Genomic DNA, 14,394 nt, shown 5'->3' on the forward strand with positions numbered 1-14,394 from the left:
CTCATGGTGCTGGCCAACTATCTGGCCGATCCCCACGTTGTTCCAGCGTGGCTGAAGCATGCCCCCGACATAGGATTCACCGTCATCGACATCATCGCGCCGATGTTCATTGCGGCCATCGGACTCACATTTGGTGCGTCGTTCCGAGCCAGGCTGATCAGAGACGGCAGGCGCGCGACCATCGAGCATTTCGTGTTCCGGAACCTTGCTCTCATCGGCATTGGAGCTCTTCTCACGGTGTTGGAAAATGTCTGGGGACTCACTGCCGCCGGGTCGGATTGGGGAGTACTGCAGGCTATCGGGTTCGCGGGGCTTATCGCCCTTCTCTTCATTGCGGTGCCGGCGCGCCTGCGGTGGCTTGCAGGGCTCTTGTTGCTGGTCGCCTACCAGTTCCAGCTCAACAGTTTCTGGTTGGCGAATGTCCTGAGTTCCACACACGGGGGACTCGAAGGTGCCCTTTCCTGGGGGGCCATGCTGGTGATGGCGACCGCGCTGGGAGACCTATTCCATGATGTCTCAAAGGGAAGACGCTGGTTTCCCGCGGCGTCAGCAGGCGTCCTCGTCTTAGGCCTCCTTCTGGCATTCATCGTTCCGGTCAGCAAGAACCGTGTCTCGGCCAGCTATGTTCTGATCGCATTGGGCGCAAGTGACCTGATTTTCTGGTGTTTCCATATGTTCGACGAACGTTTTGGTCGCTCGATACCTATCCTCAGAGAGTGGGGACGCAACTCTCTGTTGCTCTATGTTATCTACGGCGTTCTTCTGGGTATATTCGTTGCGCCTGGAATACCCGGCTGGTACGAACTAGCCCCCGTGTGGCTGGTAGCTCTTGAGGCGCTGTTCATAGTTGGAACGCTGAGCTGGATCGGGTGGGTGCTGGACCGCAGGCATTTTCATGTCACGTTGTGATGCCGGCAAGGAGGAATGATGGATGAGTACGCAGAAGTCATTGTTGTTGCAGGACAGGCTGAGGCGGAGCGCATCGTGCAGGCTCTTGGAGCTGCGGGCATCACCGCGTTCTTCCGCGCGACAACGGGCCTCGAAGGGATGTTCCAGGTCATGGCCGTCCAGTCAGGCCTTGTCGAGGCACGCGAGGTCGCGAGCATGTTTCAGGGCTGTGAGTGCCAGCAGGAAGGAAACCATGACGAACTCGAGGTCCACAGTCAGACCGGAAAGCGCGTGCACCGCAGGGGAATCGTCGAGTAGAGGTGTGTCGGCTGGAATTCGCGTGGGGTTTCTGGCACTTTGCAGGACATTCATGGAACACACGAGGTGACACATGGACACATCGGGCACACTTGCAGGCATTGTCTGCCGCGAACTGGAACCGAGGCTCTGGCCGCAGCTGGAAGCACTGTTTGGCATGCACGGAGCATGTGGCGGCTGCTGGTGCCAGTGGTGGCGCATCGCGGGAGTTGAACACTGGAAGGACGTCCAAGGCGAAGTTGCGCACTCTCGTCTCTGTCGACAGGTGGAGGAAGGGTATGCACATGGTGTTCTCGCATACGACGGAGATGAGGCCGTGGGGTGGTGTTCGTTTGAGCCGCGTGCTTCTCTGCCACGGCTGCAACGCTCACCGAGGTTCAAGGGCAGGCCTGCAGAAGGTGTCTGGTTCGTCGGATGTTTCTTCATCCAGCGTGGCTGGAGGCGCCGGGGGCTGGCGGAGGTCCTGCTGGGACATGCGATCGGCGTGATGGAGCGTGAAGGAGCTCGTGCCGTGGAGGCTGTGCCGACGGCGACGTACGGACGCCCACAGGCGGACGCGTTTCTGTTCACGGGCACGTATGGAATGTTTGAGCGGCTTGGGTTTCACACCATGATGGACGCGCGCGGCAGGACCACTGTCATGAGACGGGAATTCATTTCAGGAGTGCAGCAATGACCACGGCTGATATCCCGTGCATCGTTCCTAAGACACCGTTCTTCTGTTCCTGGAGTGGGCAGTGTGAGGTGGTGGGTTTGAGTAACCTTCGCAAGGGGGCGGACGTAGACAAGGTGGGCAGTCGGTCAGTGTTCTCAGAAGACCGGCTGCGAGGTTAAGGAGAAGATATGACTGAACAGAACACTCGCAGGACCCGTTCCTCGATAGCGAACGTCGGCATTCTGCTGATCATCGCCGGCATCGTCATCCTTGCACTGCAGTACGTTCATATCGACATGAACTGGCTTCCAAAGCGCTGGGCAGACATGTCGTGGCCACTGCACATCATTATTCCCGGACTTGCGTTGTTTGTGGTGGGTCTGGTGCTGCCGGACCGGGCGGGCGAGGGTCTATCCGGGTTCGGGCTTGTGGCCGCGGCAGTGGGCACCCTCCTCTGGTATCAGGGTATCACTGGCACATGGGAAAGCTGGGCATATGCATGGGCACTCGTGGTTCCGGCCGCTGGAGGACTTGCAGGCATCATCCATGGGACGCTGCACGCCAACTGGCGGCACGTCAGGGATGGAGTGGGAGGTCTTGCCTTCGGTCTCGTCGCCTTCGTAGTACTGGGGTATGTGTTCGAGGGCTGGCTGGGGTTCGAGGGATTTGGACTCAACCGGATTGCTGCTTGGGTTCCAGGAGTGATCCTGCTGGCAGTGGGCGTCACGGTCCTCTTTGCGGGCACCCCCGGTGAACGCAGCTCAAGACGCGCCGAGCGCGAACAGAGATGGGCAGAGCGTCGTACGACACCCCAAGGATGGACGAGCGCTCCCGTCGTGCCTCCCGAGGAGAAGAAGATGGAAACCATCACGCCTCCTGCTGAGCCGACAAAGCCCGACGACGGGCAGCCCAGCTAATGGGCTACTTGGGGACTGTCGCTATCTTGACGACGTGACTGGCGTGTCCCTCGCGCCAGGTTGACTCGAGGCTGTAGATATATGTGCCGGGATCGGCAGGCAGCGTGAACGTGCCGCCCCGGATCTCGACTCGGGTCGGTTCGTGATCGTTCCAGAGATATGCGAACAGGTCGCGTGGTCGGCGGCCGTAGTCGACTGAGATGCTGGAGCCACAGGGTGCGGTGACCGCAAGGACGTCGGTGACGAACTCGTCTGGCACCGGGGCGTCAGACTGGACCGAGTGGCCAGGGGCCGACCAGCCGTAGGTACCTAGACGAACCGGCACAGGACCTGAGGTCACCGTGACAACGGGCGTTACAGGTTCGCTCAGGGTGACACAGCCGGCAAACATACAGCACATGACCACACTCAGGATCAAGGCTATGTATCTCATCAATTCCTCCTGGACCGCAGCACGGCTCGCGACGGTATACTGGTAGGACGGTTGTGCGGGTCGCAGGGTTCCCGGCAGCTAGAAGCGTGAGGCCAGCAGGCGGGCGAGAGCCTCCAGGACGATGATCGGTCTGGGCGCCGTGCTGGTGGTAGTGGCGTTCAGCGTGTACACGATGGTGAACACGGTGTCGTTTTTGCGCACCAGGATGGCAGCGACAGCAGGATCGTCGTACCGGGCCGAGGCCTCGCCGACAATTGCCGTCCCCGTGTCATCGATGAGCCCATTGGCAGTGAGTTTGTCCCTGTACCAGGCATACGCCTGATCACGCAGCGCGTGGTCCGGATCGGGGGTGAACTGCCCACCGAGGAGCGTCAGGGAACCCCCATCACGGAAATCGATGGAGATACCGTTCTTTGCCGTGGCCAGTTCCTTGCCCTGGCCGTTCGTGCCTTGATCAGGGAAGAACATGAAGGTCTGGTCGGCGTACCCGACGTTGACGGCTGTTCCCAGCCCCGTCTCCGTGAAGTCCTGCGGACTCAGCGTCACGCCGGGCAGCACGCCGATGGGCTCGTCCGTGGTCGTCCCGTGCAGAGCTGAGATAAGCGTGACTGCCCCCCCGCTGACGAGGGCGAGCACGATGACAATGCTGACGAATGTACGCATGCGTTTGCGGTTCACGGCTGCCTCCAGGTACTGACCATCAGTATAGGACAGCTCAACGCTCGGGCAATGCCTTCAGCGCGTCAGCAGATGGCGGACGAGGACGAGGAGCGCGAGGTGAGCCGGGTAGTATGCATAGAACAGTTCCGGCAGACGGCGCAGGTGCAGCCGGGGTGGCCAGAGGATGAACGGGATGCTGGCCAGCGCGTACACCTGAGCTGGCCAGAACAGGACCCCGGCGAGCACGTGCAGGAGTCCATGACCGATGGCGAGCTGCTCTTTATGCTGAAACAGTACGAAGCTGGCAAGGCACAGCAGAACACCATAGAGACCATAGTCCGGACCCACCTCTGGAAACCAGAGTTGTATGGAAACGAGACTCAGCGGAAGGACGATCGCCCACCACCGGTGGTGATCCCATCCCCAGATAGCCAGCAGTCCCAGCAGCAGTGTGGCAAAGATGTTGAGCGTCCACAGGCGCACGCCGAACGCGATCATGTAGATAGGCTGGGCGATGAAACCCCAGATGGCAAGCCTGCGCGCATAGCGCGCGAGGTTGCGCGTATGCAGATAGCCGACTGCAAGCTGGTAGGCGAAGAGGGGAAAAGCCACGCGCCCGATGATGCGGAGCCAGCCCACCTGTGGCAGCAGGATGGCTCCCACATGGTCGACGGTCATCGAGATGATGGCGACAAGCTTGAGGGCGTCAGACTGTTCGAGCGTGGGTTGCCCGTTTTCCAGGGAGAAAGTTCCCTCGTCATGGTTCGTCATTGTCAACGATTCATCGCCTCGCTCTTCTTGACAGCCTCCGTGGCAGCACTAGAATACTGCAGTAAAGCCGCGTGTTGGGGCGTCGTCTAATGGTAGGACACTGGCCTTTGGAGCCATGAATTGCTGGTTCGACTCCAGCCGCCTCAGCCATCTTCTTCTGACACAGACAAATGCCTCGATCCTGGGTTGACGCGGTCGAGTCAGCACAGCCTCAGGACAGAGGCATGTCCGTAGTGTAGCAATCCCGCCTGTTTTTGCTAGACCACCTGGCCGACGAGGACCGCATACGTGGTCGCCGCGTCGAACTTACCCATTCTTTGCAATGCCATCACGTACGCGCCGAGGACCGGGTCGAGCAGTGGCGGTCCCAGCCGTGCGAGTGGGGCAACTTCATGGGCCAGCAATGTCAGCCTGTCGATGAAGGTAGGATTGCTGCCCCCGAAGACCGAGCCTCCCAGGACGACATCGACCGCCTCATGCTCAAAGCCCATCTTGTGGACCAGCCCCGTGATTCCCTCCGCCAGAGACTCTGCCTGCAGCATGAGGATACGCCTGCATACTTCGTCGCCGGCCGTCGCGCCGTCGAAGACAAGTGGTACGATGGCCAGAGCCCGATGCAGCAGTTCTCCGTGTCCTACCGTGTCTTGTACGGCCTCGAGGAACAGGAGTTGCAGCGTGTCATAGTCGAGAGCACCGATCACGTCCAGTACCATCTGCTCCAGCACGGATTTCGGCCCTGTCCCGTCGTGGGAAAGAAACGCATAGTGCAGGATGTCTCTCAGCATGTCCAGTCCGCCGCCTCGCAGGCCGCTCTCGTAGCCGAGGCCCCGAAGCGTGACCCAGGCCCCGTCGCGACTGCACGCACAGGCGTTGGCGCCCCCGCCACACACCAGGGCGATCCCCCAGCCCTTGTTGCTCCCTGCTCTGAGCATGATCCACGTATCGTTGACAAGGTCGAAGACGAGCCCCGGGAATGTGGTGGTCAGAGCTGCATCAAGTGCCTCGCGGTCCATGGGTAGGTCCATGCCGGACAGTCCGAACACGGCGCGTTCGATCTGTGCTATCGAGAGGTCCGCAGCCGTCAGGGCAGCCTGAACGGCGTCGGTGATGCCAGACATGGCAGCTTCGAGCCCCACAACCTGGTAGTTGGAGGGACCTCCCTCGCCGGATCCGACGATATGGCCGGCATCGTCACCGACGACAGCCTTCGTCCTGGTGGTCCCCCCGTCGACACCGAGATAGTACGTCACAGCCATGCTAGTGTTCCTCCTTTAGGACTCTCTGATTGCCTTCTCAAGTTGAAGCACTCCCGGTGACCTTTCACGTCTGATTCGTCTGTTTCTTGTTTGGTGATATCTGGAACATCCCCTCTTTCCACCTGCCAAGTATACCATGGTTCATCATGCTGTCTGCATTTGGCAGAGCGCTCGTTACCGTGGCCATGCTGGGAGGAAATGTGGTCCGAACGCCGTGTAGGTTATGGAAACGGCTTGACGGCCATGAGACTCTACCACTGGTTCGACTGACAATTCGTGTCAGCTTGTCGTTCGCTTGAACGATGGAGGAACGGACTAGTCGGCCCTTCTTGCAATTGGTCAACATCGTAGTAACGTAATTGTAGAGACAACAAAACGCGAGGGAGGCATGTTCGTGACCTCATCAATCCTGGGCGAGTGGCGGGAAAGGGCGAGTGCACTTCTGATTCACGTGTTCATGAGAGAGGACTTATACCGAAAGCAGTGGTTTTCCAAGCTTTCTCTCCACGTCGTCCGCAGGGGCGAGTTTCCATGCAACTGGAACCGGACCGTCGTCCAAAGTGCAGACGAGCTCACGAAACGGCTCCAGAAGGACTTTCGACTGTGTCGATATCGCATCTACCTCAGGCAGAGGCACTCCCACGAGGTCAAACGGTCGAAGTTTGACCGACACTTCATGAAGCACTTCAGCCCTAATGTCCGTTTTGGCTGCTCCGCATATATCAATCTGGCTATTGGTGTGGATGGTGGCCACTATGTGTGCGGGTTCATGACATGACAGACGTACTGCTCATCAACTCTCCACTTTTTCGCGCGAATCGAGACCCCGATTCGGACAGCAGCGTTCCCCCGATTGGACTGGGCTACATCTACACTCAGCTTGTGCTGTCAGGCTACAAGTGTGACTTCATCGACGCAGTCGTAGACAACCTGCTTCCGAATCAGATTGTTGACATCATCGACCAATCGGATGCGAAATATGTGGGTCTCAATGTCTTCAGTTCAAATCTCAATATTGTCTGTGACATCGTGAAGAATGTCGCATCCCCGAGGGCTTTTCTCTTGGGAGGTCCGGCAATTCATACGCTGATTGCTGAAATTGCTGCTTGGGATACAGACAACAGTATCTTCGTGATTACTGGTGAAGCTGAATTGATACTTCCAGAGGTCCTCAAGAATCCAATGCGGTGGGGAGAAGGTTCTGCCAACATAAGGGTCATACATGTCACTCCTGAATCGCCTTTCTACCCCTCCGATATTGACCTTCCACTTGATCGGTCGATATTTAAGAATGAACCTACTGTTAGGCCAGACTTGAATCTGATAGAGTCGCATGTCGTGGCAAGTCGAGGGTGTATATACAACTGTGCATTCTGTACGGCTGCTACATCGCTCAATCAACACCTAAGACCTCGCTACCGGTCCTCTGGTAGTCTGAGCAAGGAAATTGCTGACATCAAGAGAGTACAACCCAGCACCAATTGCATCAGAGTACTCGATGATCTTTTTCTGAGAGACCAAGCTAGCATCGACCTTGCAATAGGGCTCTTTTCTGAGACGAATCTATCTTGGCGGAGCATGGCACACATCCTTACTTTTCGGGACGCTCCCTCCAGCTGGCTAGATGGCATAAGACGAAGTGGATGTCGGGAATTGTTCGTGGGTATTGAATCCGGCAGCGACAGAACTCTCACACACATACGCAAGCCTTTCTCCGCAGAAGTGGCATATAGAACCGTGTCTCGTGTCTTGGACGCCCAGATTCCAGTTAAGTGCTACTTCATCTTGGGTTTCCCCGGAGAGACCGAATCAGAGGCAAGAGACACAGTGTCCCTGGCACATCGTATGCAAAGTTATGCTTGCAGCGTCGGCGTTCCGCTGAGAGTCAGCGCTTTTCGATTTCGGCCCTATCATGGAACGGCTCTCTACAATGAGCTTGTTCAAGAAGGTCAGACTATCAGCCAGATTACAAATCGGGTTGATAGTCTGGAGCCAGGCTCTCTCGATCCCTACGATTGCACATCAGAAGTATATGCTGTGTATAGTAAGAGTACCTTGGACGGGTATATGATGGAGATGGAGAAGATCAATGGCTGACATCCAACCACAGTTGACTGACAGAAGGCCCCTGGTCTACATCGTGGGGTTGTCGGCAAAACCGCATTGTGAGCATCTCGCTCCAGAAACTCAAACGGGGCATATTGTCGAGCAAATTGCCCAACGCCTGCCTTCTGTAAGGATACTCAAAACGAACCTTGTGAAGACTCCGCCCATTGATGAACAAGGCAGACTACGTTACCCAAATCAAAACGAAATGCAGCTGGGCTGGAACGAATTGCAGGACGAATTGTGTCGAACGGCACCAAACCTGCTGGTGACCCTTGGGCAGCAAGTCTCATCCTTCTTGCGCTTCCAAATGGGCGTGCAACCCACAAAACCGCATCTGCCTTCTGATTTCTCATGTGAGTCATATCTGCTACAATCCGCATCCTGTATTCTCTCTGTCCATCATCCATCGTTCGTATATGTGTACTGCAGAAAGGACGTTGACAACTACGTTGCAAACGTAGTTCTGTCAATATCGTCTTTAGTCTTCAAGAGCGGAAGAAATGCCGAAACATGGAGTACAAAGGCGAGCTGGAACTCACCAACACGCAGTTGCGACAGAAGTCCCTCCGCTATGCTCCACGGGCGAGTTCAGCCGCTGGACGGTCTGATCGATGATCTTCCGGCGAGTCAACGTGCTGCTGTACAGGTCCGCATAGAATGCTGTGACACGCCGAGGGACACGTGGAAAGTGGTCAAATGCAGAGGATCTGGTGTCCTTTCGGCGAGGAGTGCCCACCCATATTGCTTTGCCAACCAACTAGGGTTCCACACCCCATGCTTGTGAATTGGCTGTCTCTCGATGAATGAAGGAGCTTAGTGCCAAGGATACGGACAGTTGGCTCAGTGAAGATCGAGTTAGTCACGAAGGCCAAGGAAGCAGCTTTCTGCGCCATAAAGATCTTCAACGATCCTCTCGTGGGTTTCAAGTCCGAGGCATTCATAGTCCTCATGGTAGTTGCCTGGACCTATCTAATGCATGCTTACTACAGACAGAGCAGAGTCGACTACCGATACTACCGCCAAGGTCTTAAGCGCAAGACCTACGATCGAACAAAACACGGCGCTCAGAAACATTGGGAACTTGAGCGGTGTCTAGACGACCCGGCCAGCCCCATTGATAGGGATACTGCCAACAATCTGCGCTTCCTCATCGGGTTGCGTCACGAAATTGAGCACCAGATGACTAGATCTCTTGACAACTACCTGAGTGCAAGGTATCAAGCATGTGCCTTGAACTTCAACGAGTATCTCAAACGACTATTCGGAGACAAATACGCGCTGGACACGTACCTGACATACAGTATTCAGTTTGCTGACCTTGCACCGACACAGGTCAGGCCCGTGGAAACGAACGAGGCTATACCCGCGAATCTGCGTTCGTACATCACTGATTTTGATGGAAGACTGTCGTATAGCGAGTATAATAGCCCGAAGTACTCTCATCGTCTGATTTTTACCAAGAGGATGGTTGGCAGGCTAGGCCAAGCAGACAAGGTGATCGAATTCATCGACCCTAATTGCGATCAGGCCAAGACCATTGAGAAGGAGTATTGGGTAAGGAAGGAAGTGGAGAAGCCCAAGTACTTGGCAACCCAAGTAGTTGCAGAAGTCAGGAACGCTGGGTTCTCCAAGTTCTGCAGGAACCCTGAGCATCTACGGATGTGGAAATCGGAGGATGCTAAGAACCCGGCGAGAGGATATGGTACGATGGTAGCTGGAACTTGGTACTGGTATGAGTCCTGGGTCAAACACTGCGTCAAACTGTGTGAGGATGCTGGTGACAAATACAAATGACGATCGAGTCATTGTTCCACCGGATCGTCCAAACTGCGGGCTCACGGTGAACTCTGAGGCAAGCAGGGAGGTGTTGTGCTGAGCCGAATGGTATGCAGCGACAAACCAATGGACGAATCTCGGGTAACCAAATGCCAACAAGTTGACACACTATCGGCAAGGGATTCGAGCGTGATTAGGCGGGAGAAGACTAGGACGAACCATGTTGTACGGATCAGTTCGGTCGTCGTTAGCAACATCAAGGAGCAACCATGAATTGGATGGAGTTCATCGCAGCCATTGTCAGAGCGGTAGCATGGCCGGCTGTCGTGATGGTGGTCTTTGTTCTGCTGCGCAAGCCTCTAGCAAAGCTGATACTGCGCCTGAGTCACGTCGCAGCTGGGGGAGTTGTCTTCGACTTCGCCGAAGCAGTTGAGAAGGTTAGCAAACAAGCCAACGAGACCCCTGGTCTATTGGCTGCACCGGCTGCCCGCGTTCCGGAAGAAGACCCCCTTCTCCAGCTGGTCTCCCTATCACCTCGTTTGGCAGTAGTCGAAGCTTGGCGGCTGGTCGAATCGTCTGCGCGTCGTGCCAACGCGGCTCGGGGAACCCCGGTGGAGAAAGGCCGCCCACTAGCCGGACTTGACGAAATTCGAGTGCTTCAAAGGGACGGCGTTCTCGATAATGCGACACTAGACATGATGACCCGTCTCCGCTCGTTGCGAAATCAAGCCATCCACATGGACGAATTCTCCATCGACACGGCGTCCGCTCGTGAGTACGTTCAACTGGCCGTAGCGTTGGTTCAGCGGATTCACGAGGAGACTCCGGAGACTCCTTGACTGCTGTAGCCTTGGCACACTTCACGGAGGAGCCATACGCACATCGGATCTCCTCTCGGGCTATGTGTCATGCCATGGGTGACATTCGGAGGACCACCGACGCGATAGGCTCGTGAAGAATGCAAAACAGTGACCCCCCCAGAGAGTCCTGTATAGGTGCAGGGCGCCCTCTCGGGGGGGGGTCACACAGACCTGTGCTAGATGAATTCCGAGTCGACGCTCGTGTGGAGGTGGAGCGGCGTCAGGACCTTGTATGCTTCTGCCAGCTGCATGCCGTGGGTACTGCCCACGTCTGAGGCCTTGAGGTTCAGGTACTGGGTCGCCATTTCCAGGGTATCCGGCGTGAACTGGCTCTTGAACAATCCGAGAGCTGCCAGTCTCACCTCGTTTTCGACCGAGATGTCGACAAACTGGTTTGGCCTGCTGGTGAGGTAGAACGCGATGAAGAGGACGTCGTGAGGGGGCAGTTCGGGGAGATACAGGGGCAGGTTGCAGTAGATCAAACTGTCCGCCGCTGACCACCCGCAATTCAGGTGGTCCTGATGGGCCTCGTACGTCAGCCACGGGTCGGGCGCCAGGACGGCCTCCGGACGCTCCTGCCGGATGATGCGGACCATTGCTGCGGTCGTTTCGCCGCAGTGTGGCAACTCACCATCGTGGAAGGGCAGATACAGGTGCCTCGTCACCCCCATAGCCTCGCCGGCTTGCCGATCTTCCTCATGGCGGATCTCGACCAGGCGTTCTCGTGTCATCGAGACGTCTGTGCTGCCCAGGCAGCCGTCGGTCATCGTGACGAGCGTGACTTCTTTCCCTGCCTTTGCCAGCTTGAGCAGGAGGCCGCCTGCGAACCAGACCGCGTCGTCGGAGTGGGGCTGGAACACGACATATTTCTGTGCTGAATCGATGTGTGGAACAGGAAGGAATTCGTTCCAGTTCATAGGATGATAACCTCCTGTTGAGGGATGGGCGTGTCGGCTGCCGTATTGAGCTGTGCGGCGAGGGTGCACTTCTCCTTCACACGTTCGAGCCTCTTTCCGTAGAGCGGGTAAAAGAAGACGAAGATGAGCCCCACGCCGATCAGCGCGGCAGGAACAACGCTCACTAGGAACCTGAAGCCTATGACGGCGGTCGGTGCCATCAGCGTGGGATCAGCCACAGGCTTGTACTTCGTGATGGTCTGGACAAACGAGATCGTGCCTGCCGAGATGGCGACGCTCATGCGGATGATGAGCGCGTTGACGCCGTAGAACATGCCCTCCCTGCGTGTGTGTGTCTTGAGGTAGTCCTCGTCACAGATGTCGGCGACCATGATGTCACCTACCAGAAGAAGGGCTCCGAGGCCGATGCCTACGATGGCAAAACAGGTGATGGCCTGTGGCATCGTCCGAACCAGTCCCAGCGGAAGCAGCGTCAGACCGAACAGGATGCAGGCGATGATGGCTGTCGTGCGAACGCCTTTGCGGATGACGACCTTTGACCAGAAGATCTGAGTGATAATGGCGACGATGAAAATGGGAGCCATGATGAGGCTGCTCTGGGAGTCGGAAATGAGCAGAACGTACTTGGCGAAGAAGGGTATCACCTGGGGCACCAGCACGATGACCGAGTTCACGAACAGGTTGAACATGACAAACGTCAGGAACGACTTGTTCGCCAGTGTGTTCTTGATGGCAGGGCCCAGCGGCAGAGGTTCACCGGGGGCATGCAGGTTCTCCTTGGAGCCCAGCAGCGACACGAAGATGGAAATGGCGGTGATCGCTCCGAAGATGATGCCCATACCTCTCCATCCGAGCTTGGCGACGATCAGCGGCGTCGCGGCGAGACCGGCCATCGCGCCCAGGATGCCAATTGCCTGGCGCCAGGCGTTGACGGTGCTGCGGTCGCTCGTGGTGGAGAACGTCTCGGGGTACAGGGACGTCCAGTTGATGATGACGATGGTATAGAACCCATCGTACGCGAAGATGACGGCGAGGTAGTACCAGAACAGCGCTGACGTGGAGATGCCGGTCGGCGGGACCCAGATGAGATAGAAGGCAAGCGCAAGCGGCAGCGTTCCCAGGACGATATACGGGATGCGGCGTCCCCACCGGGTATGCGTCCGGTCGGACCAGTAGCCGAACAGTGGGTCGTTGATGCAATTCCAGATGGTATAGATGAGCATAGCGGTCGCGAACAGCTGTTGTGGAAAACCCAGCTTGTCCACGTAGAGATACAGCGCCCAGGCCGTGAATGCATTTTCCGGCAGGCCTGCCCCCATCGAACCAAAGCTGTATGCAAGCTTCTTCCAGAAGTTCATGCTACCTCCAGCGAATTGTGGATGCGTTCGGCTACTTGAAGCTGTCGAAGTATGGGGCCTCCTGTTCCTTGAATGCCAGGACGAGATCTCGTGCCACGGCCGGTGAGGGCACCAGCGGGTTGAGCGCCAGAGCCTCGATGAGAGCCCCGAGGTCGCGGTAGGCGACCGCGTCGACGAGGGACCTCTCGTACAATTTTATCTGCTCGATCAGCAGTTGTGACTCCCTGTCGATAGGCCCGACCGCTAGCGGGCGGATGAGTCGTTCGGTGATCAATGACGGGACCTCGACGACATCGTCGAGGGCAAGGCCTGCAATCGCCCCACGGTTCATGACATTGACGGGGACGACCGATTGACCCTTGCCTGCGAGGCCGAGAAGCACATCCATGGCAACAGCGCTGTATCCTTCGGCACTCTTGAGGTTCATGGCGGTCCGATATTCCTCTGCGAGGTGCCCATTCTCCCGCCTGCCCAAATATGCGTCGTAGATGACCTTGGGATCGTCAGTGGTCTTCAGGTCTGCGAACAACTGTGCATTGAGGCGCTCTACTTCTTCGCCGCGGGTTTCCCCGGCAGCCTTCAGGGCCGCGAGCGATTCGCGCTTGAAGGCGTAGTACCAGATGTACCCATTGGGCAGCTTGCCGAGGCGCTGCACAAACGCAGGCGAGAAGTGTGTCATCGCCTCGAAGTCGGGCACCTGGTCGATCATGGAAAGGATCTGGGGCAGCACGTCGTGCCCGAGGGCGTAGACACCCTTGACGAAACCGCAGTGGTTCAGCCCGTAGTACTCCAAGACCAGGTCTTCCGGTTGAACCTTGAGGAGATAAGCCAGCAGGATGCCGATGGAGGTCGGCGCATCACAGATGCCGACGACGTTGTGAAACCCTCCGTGGCTGACCATCGCCTGCGTGATGATCCCGGACGGATTCGTGAGGTTGATGAACCAGGCGTCGGGCGCAACCTCGCGCAACTCGTTGAGCATGTCCAGCACGACGGGGATGGTGCGGACAGCCATGGCGAAACCGCCTGCGCCGACCGTCTCCTGCCCCAGGACATCCATCGAGAGGGGGATACGTTCGTCCAGTGTACGCATGTGGTCACCACCCACGCGTATGGCGGCGATGATGAAGGAGGCTCCGGTCACGCACTCGCGGAACGTACCGGCGTGCGAGATCTCGACCGTGCTGTTTCGGTCTTGGACGATGGCCGATACGACCTTGTCCACGGCGGCGAACCGTTCGCCGTTGGGATCGATCAGCGAGATCTCTGTGAGGTCGAGCCGTTTCTGAAGGTCAAGGAGAGCGCCCACGAGAATCGGGACTCTTGTCCCACCTCCACCAATGATGCTGACTTTCATCGTTGCCTCCAGTCGGCGCACACCGGTACGCCATTGGGCATCCGGCAGAGGGTATCCGCCATCGTATCTTCGTCCAGCGATACGACTGACGCTCCTTCCCGTCAATGTTCTAGCGGGCT

The 14,394-nt window shown here is 57.3% G+C and carries 16 protein-coding genes and 1 tRNA gene; 10 read left to right on the forward strand and 7 right to left on the reverse strand.

Features of this window, described 5'->3' with window-relative positions; all coding sequences use genetic code 11:
* The 4 genes from SMC7_RS01245 to SMC7_RS01260 all read left to right on the forward strand — a co-directional run.
* Positions 1–909: hypothetical protein (locus tag SMC7_RS01245; protein WP_165845037.1), on the forward strand; the 909-nt coding region annotated here is incomplete at its 5' end.
* Positions 910–927: 18 nt separating this feature from the next.
* Positions 928–1,206, forward strand: coding sequence for a hypothetical protein (locus SMC7_RS01250; protein ID WP_119088565.1), 279 nt, complete (start codon positions 928–930; stop codon positions 1,204–1,206).
* A 73-nt stretch (positions 1,207–1,279) separates the two neighbouring features.
* On the forward strand, positions 1,280–1,882 hold the full coding sequence (locus SMC7_RS01255) for a GNAT family N-acetyltransferase (protein WP_119088566.1): 603 nt from the start codon (positions 1,280–1,282) through the stop codon (positions 1,880–1,882).
* A 167-nt stretch (positions 1,883–2,049) separates the two neighbouring features.
* Positions 2,050–2,778, forward strand: a complete 729-nt coding sequence (locus SMC7_RS01260) for a hypothetical protein (RefSeq protein ID WP_119088567.1) — start codon at positions 2,050–2,052, stop codon at positions 2,776–2,778.
* Positions 2,779–2,782: 4 nt separating this feature from the next.
* On the opposite strand, the gene SMC7_RS01265 is transcribed toward SMC7_RS01260, so the two are convergent.
* The 3 genes from SMC7_RS01265 to SMC7_RS01275 form a co-directional block, all read right to left on the reverse strand.
* Positions 2,783–3,211 (reverse strand): hypothetical protein, encoded by a 429-nt coding sequence (locus SMC7_RS01265; protein ID WP_119088568.1) that lies wholly within the window; start codon positions 3,209–3,211, stop codon positions 2,783–2,785.
* 78 nt (positions 3,212–3,289) lie between these two features.
* Positions 3,290–3,889 (reverse strand): hypothetical protein, encoded by a 600-nt coding sequence (locus SMC7_RS01270; protein ID WP_119088569.1) that lies wholly within the window; start codon positions 3,887–3,889, stop codon positions 3,290–3,292.
* A 57-nt stretch (positions 3,890–3,946) separates the two neighbouring features.
* Entirely contained in the window at positions 3,947–4,642 is a 696-nt protein-coding gene (locus SMC7_RS01275) for a TraX family protein (protein ID WP_119088570.1), read from the reverse strand.
* Positions 4,643–4,717: 75 nt separating this feature from the next.
* Here SMC7_RS01275 and SMC7_RS01280 point away from each other — a divergent pair.
* Positions 4,718–4,792, forward strand: a tRNA-Gln gene (locus SMC7_RS01280).
* A gap of 107 nt (positions 4,793–4,899) precedes the next feature.
* On the opposite strand, the gene SMC7_RS01285 is transcribed toward SMC7_RS01280, so the two are convergent.
* Positions 4,900–5,898: an N-acetylglucosamine kinase gene (locus SMC7_RS01285; RefSeq protein WP_119088571.1), complete on the reverse strand. Its 999-nt coding sequence runs from the start codon at positions 5,896–5,898 to the stop codon at positions 4,900–4,902.
* A 394-nt stretch (positions 5,899–6,292) separates the two neighbouring features.
* On the opposite strand from SMC7_RS01285, the gene SMC7_RS01290 reads away from it, so the two are divergent.
* From SMC7_RS01290 to SMC7_RS01310, 5 genes are all read left to right on the forward strand, one after another.
* Positions 6,293–6,676, forward strand: coding sequence for a hypothetical protein (locus SMC7_RS01290; protein ID WP_126850690.1), 384 nt, complete (start codon positions 6,293–6,295; stop codon positions 6,674–6,676).
* Positions 6,673–7,995, forward strand: a complete 1,323-nt coding sequence (locus SMC7_RS01295; protein ID WP_119088573.1) for a B12-binding domain-containing radical SAM protein — start codon at positions 6,673–6,675, stop codon at positions 7,993–7,995. The genes SMC7_RS01290 and SMC7_RS01295 overlap by 4 nt, the downstream gene beginning before the upstream one ends.
* Positions 7,988–8,791, forward strand: coding sequence for a uracil-DNA glycosylase family protein (locus SMC7_RS07595; RefSeq protein ID WP_119088574.1), 804 nt, complete (start codon positions 7,988–7,990; stop codon positions 8,789–8,791). Before SMC7_RS01295 ends, SMC7_RS07595 begins: the two co-directional genes overlap by 8 nt.
* 59 nt (positions 8,792–8,850) lie before the next feature.
* Positions 8,851–9,801 (forward strand): DUF3644 domain-containing protein, encoded by a 951-nt coding sequence (locus SMC7_RS01305; RefSeq protein ID WP_207798683.1) that lies wholly within the window; start codon positions 8,851–8,853, stop codon positions 9,799–9,801.
* Positions 9,802–10,052: 251 nt separating this feature from the next.
* Positions 10,053–10,622, forward strand: coding sequence for a hypothetical protein (locus SMC7_RS01310; protein ID WP_119088576.1), 570 nt, complete (start codon positions 10,053–10,055; stop codon positions 10,620–10,622).
* A gap of 197 nt (positions 10,623–10,819) precedes the next feature.
* Here SMC7_RS01310 and SMC7_RS01315 read toward each other — a convergent pair whose 3' ends face one another.
* From SMC7_RS01315 to SMC7_RS01325, 3 genes are read right to left on the reverse strand one after another with little or no spacing between them, the layout of a single operon-like run.
* On the reverse strand, positions 10,820–11,560 hold the full coding sequence (locus SMC7_RS01315) for a PIG-L deacetylase family protein (RefSeq protein WP_119088577.1): 741 nt from the start codon (positions 11,558–11,560) through the stop codon (positions 10,820–10,822).
* Positions 11,557–12,918, reverse strand: a complete 1,362-nt coding sequence (locus tag SMC7_RS01320; protein WP_119088578.1) for an MFS transporter — start codon at positions 12,916–12,918, stop codon at positions 11,557–11,559. The genes SMC7_RS01315 and SMC7_RS01320 overlap by 4 nt, the downstream gene beginning before the upstream one ends.
* Positions 12,919–12,949: 31 nt before the next feature.
* On the reverse strand, positions 12,950–14,275 hold the full coding sequence (locus tag SMC7_RS01325; RefSeq protein ID WP_119088579.1) for a hypothetical protein: 1,326 nt from the start codon (positions 14,273–14,275) through the stop codon (positions 12,950–12,952).
* Between the last annotated feature and the right edge of the window lie 119 nt (positions 14,276–14,394).

The sequence above is a fragment of the Candidatus Cryosericum terrychapinii genome, from assembly GCF_003570925.1.
Classification (GTDB): Bacteria; Caldisericota; Caldisericia; order Cryosericales; family Cryosericaceae; genus Cryosericum; species Cryosericum terrychapinii.

Bases quoted from the DNA above. Each gene is read 5' to 3' on its own strand.
- SMC7_RS01250 (WP_119088565.1), top strand. From the start codon at position 928: ATGGATGAGTACGCAGAAGTCATTGTTGTTGCAGGACAGGCTGAGGCG.
- SMC7_RS01255 (WP_119088566.1), top strand. From the start codon at position 1,280: ATGGACACATCGGGCACACTTGCAGGCATTGTCTGCCGCGAACTGGAA.
- SMC7_RS01260 (WP_119088567.1), top strand. From the start codon at position 2,050: ATGACTGAACAGAACACTCGCAGGACCCGTTCCTCGATAGCGAACGTC.
- SMC7_RS01265 (WP_119088568.1), bottom strand. From the start codon at position 3,211: ATGAGATACATAGCCTTGATCCTGAGTGTGGTCATGTGCTGTATGTTT.
- SMC7_RS01275 (WP_119088570.1), bottom strand. From the start codon at position 4,642: ATGACGAACCATGACGAGGGAACTTTCTCCCTGGAAAACGGGCAACCC.
- SMC7_RS01285 (WP_119088571.1), bottom strand. From the start codon at position 5,898: ATGGCTGTGACGTACTATCTCGGTGTCGACGGGGGGACCACCAGGACG.
- SMC7_RS01295 (WP_119088573.1), top strand. From the start codon at position 6,673: ATGACAGACGTACTGCTCATCAACTCTCCACTTTTTCGCGCGAATCGA.
- SMC7_RS07595 (WP_119088574.1), top strand. From the start codon at position 7,988: ATGGCTGACATCCAACCACAGTTGACTGACAGAAGGCCCCTGGTCTAC.
- SMC7_RS01310 (WP_119088576.1), top strand. From the start codon at position 10,053: ATGAATTGGATGGAGTTCATCGCAGCCATTGTCAGAGCGGTAGCATGG.
- SMC7_RS01315 (WP_119088577.1), bottom strand. From the start codon at position 11,560: ATGAACTGGAACGAATTCCTTCCTGTTCCACACATCGATTCAGCACAG.
- SMC7_RS01320 (WP_119088578.1), bottom strand. From the start codon at position 12,918: ATGAACTTCTGGAAGAAGCTTGCATACAGCTTTGGTTCGATGGGGGCA.
- SMC7_RS01325 (WP_119088579.1), bottom strand. From the start codon at position 14,275: ATGAAAGTCAGCATCATTGGTGGAGGTGGGACAAGAGTCCCGATTCTC.